Source organism: Pseudomonas sp. JV245A (genome assembly GCF_032424515.1).
Taxonomy (GTDB): domain Bacteria; phylum Pseudomonadota; class Gammaproteobacteria; order Pseudomonadales; family Pseudomonadaceae; genus Aquipseudomonas; species Aquipseudomonas protegens.
On sequence record NZ_VYKE01000235.1, the window covers coordinates 1 to 5,316 of the forward strand.

Annotated in this window: 7 protein-coding genes and 1 pseudogene; 5 read left to right on the forward strand and 3 right to left on the reverse strand. The window is 66.8% G+C overall.

Translation table 11 applies throughout. The features are described from left to right. The 3 genes from F6S12_RS29495 to F6S12_RS29505 form a co-directional block, all read right to left on the reverse strand. Window positions 1-239: ATP-binding cassette domain-containing protein (locus F6S12_RS29495; protein WP_315869665.1), on the reverse strand; the 239-nt coding region annotated here is incomplete at its 3' end. Continuing rightward, window positions 236-1,210: a YVTN family beta-propeller repeat protein gene (locus F6S12_RS29500; RefSeq protein WP_011060508.1), complete on the reverse strand. Its 975-nt coding sequence runs from the start codon at window positions 1,208-1,210 to the stop codon at window positions 236-238. The genes F6S12_RS29500 and F6S12_RS29495, both read right to left, overlap by 4 nt. Window positions 1,211-1,240: 30 nt before the next feature. Next, window positions 1,241-2,425, reverse strand: a complete 1,185-nt coding sequence (locus tag F6S12_RS29505; protein ID WP_315869666.1) for an ABC transporter substrate-binding protein — start codon at window positions 2,423-2,425, stop codon at window positions 1,241-1,243. Window positions 2,426-2,544: 119 nt separating this feature from the next. On the opposite strand from F6S12_RS29505, the gene F6S12_RS29510 reads away from it, so the two are divergent. The 5 genes and pseudogenes from F6S12_RS29510 (at window position 2,545) to F6S12_RS29530 (ending at window position 5,219) form a co-directional block, all read left to right on the forward strand. Continuing rightward, entirely contained in the window at window positions 2,545-2,703 is a 159-nt protein-coding gene (locus tag F6S12_RS29510; RefSeq protein WP_315869668.1) for a hypothetical protein, read from the forward strand. Window positions 2,704-2,705: 2 nt separating this feature from the next. Continuing rightward, on the forward strand, window positions 2,706-3,977 hold the full coding sequence (locus tag F6S12_RS29515; RefSeq protein WP_169894031.1) for a HAMP domain-containing sensor histidine kinase: 1,272 nt from the start codon (window positions 2,706-2,708) through the stop codon (window positions 3,975-3,977). Further along, window positions 3,977-4,615, forward strand: a complete 639-nt coding sequence (locus F6S12_RS29520; RefSeq protein WP_315869667.1) for a response regulator transcription factor — start codon at window positions 3,977-3,979, stop codon at window positions 4,613-4,615. The genes F6S12_RS29515 and F6S12_RS29520 overlap by 1 nt, the downstream gene beginning before the upstream one ends. A 42-nt stretch (window positions 4,616-4,657) precedes the next feature. Beyond that, the gene (locus F6S12_RS29525; RefSeq protein ID WP_011060512.1) at window positions 4,658-4,894 is read left to right on the forward strand and encodes a type II toxin-antitoxin system ParD family antitoxin; all 237 of its coding nucleotides are present in this window, start codon (window positions 4,658-4,660) and stop codon (window positions 4,892-4,894) included. 101 nt (window positions 4,895-4,995) lie between these two features. Continuing rightward, window positions 4,996-5,219: pseudogene (locus tag F6S12_RS29530) on the forward strand (type II toxin-antitoxin system RelE/ParE family toxin). Window positions 5,220-5,316 lie beyond the last annotated feature (97 nt).

A 5,316-nucleotide genomic window follows, 5' to 3' on the forward strand; every position in this document is an offset into this window, starting at 1 on the left:
ACGCCGAGCTGGCGCAGGGCGGCGCGGGCGGCGTTGCGCAGCGAGCAGCCGCCGACGCGGATGTCGCCCTGCTGCAGGTCGTAGAGCCTTGTGAGCAGGGCGATCAGGGTCGACTTGCCGGCGCCGTTGGGGCCCAAGAGCGCGGCGAAGCGCCCGGGAGCCAGGCTCAGGCTGACCTGATCGAGGGCCTGGCGCGGGCCATAGGCGAAGCTCAGCTGGCTGACCTCCAGGGCGTTCATGGGGTCACCACCACGCCCCAGGGATAGCGCCCGACCTTCACCGACTTGAGCACCTTGAGGCTGTTCACATCGATCACCGAAACATCGCCGCTGACCCCGTTGGTGGCCAGCAACTGGCTCTGGTCCGGGGTGAATGCCAGTTGCCAGACCCGCCGCCCCACCAGCAGGTAGTCGAGGATCTCGTAGGTCTTGGCGTCGATCACCGCCACGTGGTTGGCCGGGCCCAGGGCGACGAAGGCGTACTTGCCGTCGGCGCTGAGCTTGATGCCCACCGGCTGCACCTTGTCCGGGTGCACGCCCTTGATCTTGAAGTTCAGGGTCTTGAGCACCTGGCGCGTGGCCACGTCGAGGATGGTCACGGTGCCGCCGATTTCCGCCGAGGCCCAGAGCCTTGAGCCGTCCTGATTGAACTCGACGAAGCGCGGGCGCTGGTCCACCAGGGTGCTGTCGGCCAGGGTCTGGGTGCTGGTGTCGATCCAGTGCAGCATGTTGGTGGTTTCGCTGGTGTTCACCGCCCACTTGCCGTCGGGGCTCACCGCCATGCCTTCGGGCTCGACCCCGACGTTGATCTGGCCGAGGACCTTGGCGGTCTCGGTGTCGATCACCGTGACCAGCGCATCGTCCTCATTGGACACGTACAGCCAGCGGTTGTTGGGGTGCAGGGCGAACTGCTCGGGGTCCTTGCCGGAGGGCAGCTCCTTGATGATCTTGCGGGTGGCCACGTCCATCACCTGGACCCGGTCCGAGTCGCTGGCGCAGATGTACAGCAGCTTGTTGTCATGGGACAGCAGCAACCCCCGCGGGCGCTGGCCCACCGGCAGGGTCTGGGTGACTTCCAGGGTCTGCAGGTCGATCAGGCTCAGGCTGTTGTCCTTTTCGTTGGAGACCCAGGCCGTGGCGGCCATGGCGTGCCCGGCGGCGAGCAGCAGGCCCGCGCACAGGGCGGAGCGGCAGAGAAGAGGGCGGCGCATGGCGGATTCCTTGTTGTTGTGGTTATGGGATCAGGGGTAGCGGCAGGTCACTTCGGGGCGGTCGTAGCCCAGGCTGTCCATTTCGTTGAAGGGGTGCAGGAAACCGTCCTGGGGCGAGGTGCTGACCAGGGCCCGGGGCTGCACCAGGGGAATCGGCTGGCGCAGTTCGCCGTTCCACGGCCGGTAGCTGAGCTTGCGGCCCTTGAACCCGTCCAGGGGCAACTGGTCGCTGAGCAGCAGGGTCTGCAGGGCCCGAGGGTCGGCCTGGCGCAGTTTGCTCACCGCGCTGGCGATGCTGCGCACGGCCATCCAGGCGGCGAAGTCGCGGTCGTTCATCCAGCGTCCGGCCTGGGCTTCGAAGCGCTTTTGCAGTTGCGCGGCGCCGAAGGTCTCGACGCTCTTGTGCCAGCCGGTGGGGGTCAGGCCCTGGGTGCCGGCCACCGGGCGCGGGTACCAGGTCTGGTAGGGCAGGTACTCGCCGAAATCGCCGCGCTCGTCGGCCACCAGCACCACGTCGTATTCGGCGGTCTGGGTGAACAGCGGCATGTCGGCCTGGGCGCTGCGGCGCTGGTCGTTGTCGAAGGTCCAGTCTTTCTCGGCGACCAGCTTCACGCCGAAGCGCTGGGTGGCCCGGCGCAGGGCATCGGCGTAGGCCCGGTCATCCTCGGTCTGGCCGACGACGAGCAAGGCCCGCTGCCATTTGCGCAGCACCATGAACTGCACCAGGGCGTCGGCCAGCATCGCCCGGCCGGGCAGGCTGTGCAGCACGTTGCCCAGGCACTGGCTGCTGCGCAGGCGGTCGTCGGGGCTGCCGGCGTTGAACAAGAGGCTGTCGGGCAGGGCGGCGGACAACTCGCGCAGGCTGGCCGCCGGGGCATTCACCACGAACAGCCGCAGGCCCTGGTCATGCTGGGCCTTGGCGGCTTGCAGCAGCGCCTCGGGGCTGTCGACGTTGGCGCTGTCGAGCTGGAACTGCTGCTTGAGAAAGCGCCCGGTGCTGTTGCTGTCGACAATCGCCAGCTGCGCGCCCTGCAGCCCGGCGTCGGCAGGCTCGGGAATGATGTTGGACAGCAGCGGGCCGGGGTCGGGGCGATAGCCCAGGTAGCCGATGCGCACCTGCAAGGGGTCCTCGCTGGCCTGGCTCGCGGCCAGGGGCAACAGGACCGAGGCCAGGGCCAGCAGGCAGGTCGGGATAAGCGGGGCAGGCTGGTGCATAAGGCACTCCACGGCAGGTGGCGCCAGCATAGGAAGAGTACCGGGGTGGGGAAATATGCAGAAAGTAGCGCCCGGGCAGTACCAAGGTAGTAGCCCGGCGTGGGTGCGGCGGTCTTAGCATGGTTGCAGCGGCCCTGCCCCTGGAGAACACCGTCATGCGCATCCTCAAATTGCTGCTGTTGCCGTTGCTGCTGATCCTCAGCCTGATCGGCGTCGACCGTCTGCACGGCCCGCGCCCGGTGCTGCCCCAAGCGCTGCCGTTGGTGCCGGGGCGCTAGGCATGTCGGCGCTGTGGCGGATCAACCTGTGGGTCACGGCATTCTTTGCCGTGGTGACCCTGGCCTGCGCCGCCTTGCTGCTGCACCAGGCGGTGGCCGATGTCGAGCGTGAGTTGCAGTCCGCCGAGGCGGTGGTGGAATACCTCAGCGACAGCGCCGCGCGCAACCCGGCGGGCCTGCAACCGCACCTGACCCAGAGCCTGCGCCATGTACGGGTGCACTGGCTGGCGGCGGACGAGGCGGCCCGCATGCCGGAAGAGGCCGGGCTGGACGCCTGGCTCGGCCGCCAGCTGTTCAGCGAGCGCCGCCACAGCGCCCGCGAGCTGGACCTGGGCGACGGCCGTCGGGTGCTGATCGCCGTGGACGCGCGGGATGAGATCGACGAAGTCTGGGATTCCCTGCAACAGCTGTTGAGCCTGTGCGGCCTGGCCCTGCTCCTGAGCCTGCTGACCATCCGTTGGGCAGTACGCCGTGGCATGGGCTTGCTGGATGATTTGCTGCGGGCCTTGCAGCAGGTGTCCGGCGGGCAACTGGCGGTGCGCCTGCGCGAAGCCGGCCTGCCGGAAGCGCGACAACTGGCCGGGCACTTCAACCGCATGACCGCGACCCTGGAACAGACCCGCGCCGACAACACCCAACTGACCCAGGCCCTGCTGGCGGTGCAGGAGCGCGAGCGCACCTACCTGGCGCAGACCCTGCACGACGACCTCGGACAATACCTGGCGGGCATTCGCGCCCAGGCCTGCCTGCTACGCATGGTCAGCAACCAGCCCACGGTGGTGGAACACACGGCCCAGGCCCTGGAGCTCAACTGCGAGCGTTTGCAGCAAGGCTTTCGCGCCCTGGTGCAGGACCTGTACCCGGTGGTGCTGCAGCACCTGCCGCTGGCCGAAGCCTTCGGTTTGCTGGTGAGCCAATGGCAGGACAGCCAGGGCATCGACTGCCAATTGCGGGTCGGCGCCGACCTGCCAGCGTTGCCCAGCGCCAGCAAGACCCACCTCTACCGCCTGCTGCAAGAAGCGCTGACCAATGTCGCCCGGCACGCCGACGCCAGCCAGGTACGGGTGCGCCTGCAACGCAGCGCCCGGGGCCTGCGCCTGCTGGTGCGCGACAACGGTTGCGGCGCGCGCCAGCCCCAGCGCCCCGGCGTCGGCCTGCACTCGATGGCCGAGCGGGCCCGCAGCCTGGGCGGCGAACTGCACATCCTCAGCCGTCCCGGCGCCGGTTGGGCACTGGCCTTGAACATGCCCCTGAACATGCCCATGGAGGCCTGATGAACATCTTGTTGGTGGATGACCACGCCGTGGTCCGCCAGGGTTACGCCAGCCTGCTGCGCGCGGTGTTGCCGGCGATGCAGGTGCGTGAAGCGGCCAGCGGCGAAGAGGCCCTGACCCGAGTGGTCGAAGAAGTGCCAAACCTGGTGATCATGGATTTCGGCCTGCCGGGCATCAGCGGCCTGGAGACCACCCGCCGCCTGCGCCAGCGCCTGCCGCAGCTGCGGGTGCTGTTCTTCAGCATGCACGACGAACTGCCCCTGGTGCGCCAGGCCCTGGAGGCCGGCGCCTCGGGCTACCTGACCAAGAACTCCGCGCCCCAGGTGCTGATCGAAGCGGTGCACTGCGTGCTGGCCGGGCATGCCTACATCGAACAGCCCCTGGCCACGCAACTGGCCTGTACCCCGGCGCAGAACAGCAGCGACCCGCGCTTGCAGAGCATGACCCAGCGCGAGCTGGAGATCTTCGTGATGCTGGCCAAGGGCACCCCGGCGCGGGTGATTGCCGAGCAGTTGTGCATCAGCGCCAAGACCGTGTCCAACCATTTGACCTTGCTCAAGAGCAAGCTGCAGGTCAGCTCCCATGCGGAGTTGGTGCATTTGGGGATTGATATGGGGGTGGTGCGGGTGGCGGGGTGAGGGGGTATGGTTTGGCAAATTTTGTCAAAAGCGGACAAAGCCATGAGCACCATGAACATCTCCCTGCCGGACGCTCTCAAGTCCTTTGTCGATGATCAAGTCAGCCAGCGCGGCTACAGCACCAGCAGTGAATATGTGCGTGAGCTGATTCGCAAGGATCAGGATCGGCAACATCTGCGTGGCCTGTTGTTGGCCGGTGCTCAATCGGCGCCGGGCACTGCTGTGCAGGGTGACTATTTCGAATCCCTGCGTGCCAGGGTTCACAAGGCGCGAGGATGAAAACCAAGCCGGTCATGCCACGTGCCCTTGCCAGCCAGGACGTGGGAGGCGCTATCAGCGACTAGCTTGACCAACAGGCCGAGCAGGCTGCGCTCGATTTTATCGATGCTTTGGAAAAGGCTTATCTTCATATCGGCCGCCATCCGGCCTCGGGTATGTCTCGCTACGCCCACGAGCTGGATCTGCCGGGGGGCTTTGTTGGCCGCTGAAGCGTTACCCCTATCTGGTGTTCTACGTTGAACGCGATGACCACATCGACGTATGGCGGGTTTTGCATGGTATGCGGGACTTTCCTGAGTGGTTGGCTGAAGGTGTTTTCCGGTAGTGGTGGGGGATGTTGGGGGCTTTTTGTGGTGAGGGGGTGGGGTGTATATCCGTTGCTGTGGGTGTGGCTGCTGGTGGTTTCGTCTTGATGGTTTGGG

Excerpts from the sequence above, each read along its gene's own strand:
- F6S12_RS29500 (WP_011060508.1), bottom strand. The coding sequence starts at position 1,210 with ATGCGCCGCCCTCTTCTCTGCCGCTCCGCCCTGTGCGCGGGCCTGCTG.
- F6S12_RS29515 (WP_169894031.1), top strand. The coding sequence starts at position 2,706 with ATGTCGGCGCTGTGGCGGATCAACCTGTGGGTCACGGCATTCTTTGCC.
- F6S12_RS29505 (WP_315869666.1), bottom strand. The coding sequence starts at position 2,425 with ATGCACCAGCCTGCCCCGCTTATCCCGACCTGCCTGCTGGCCCTGGCC.
- F6S12_RS29510 (WP_315869668.1), top strand. The coding sequence starts at position 2,545 with ATGGTTGCAGCGGCCCTGCCCCTGGAGAACACCGTCATGCGCATCCTC.
- F6S12_RS29520 (WP_315869667.1), top strand. The coding sequence starts at position 3,977 with ATGAACATCTTGTTGGTGGATGACCACGCCGTGGTCCGCCAGGGTTAC.
- F6S12_RS29525 (WP_011060512.1), top strand. The coding sequence starts at position 4,658 with ATGAGCACCATGAACATCTCCCTGCCGGACGCTCTCAAGTCCTTTGTC.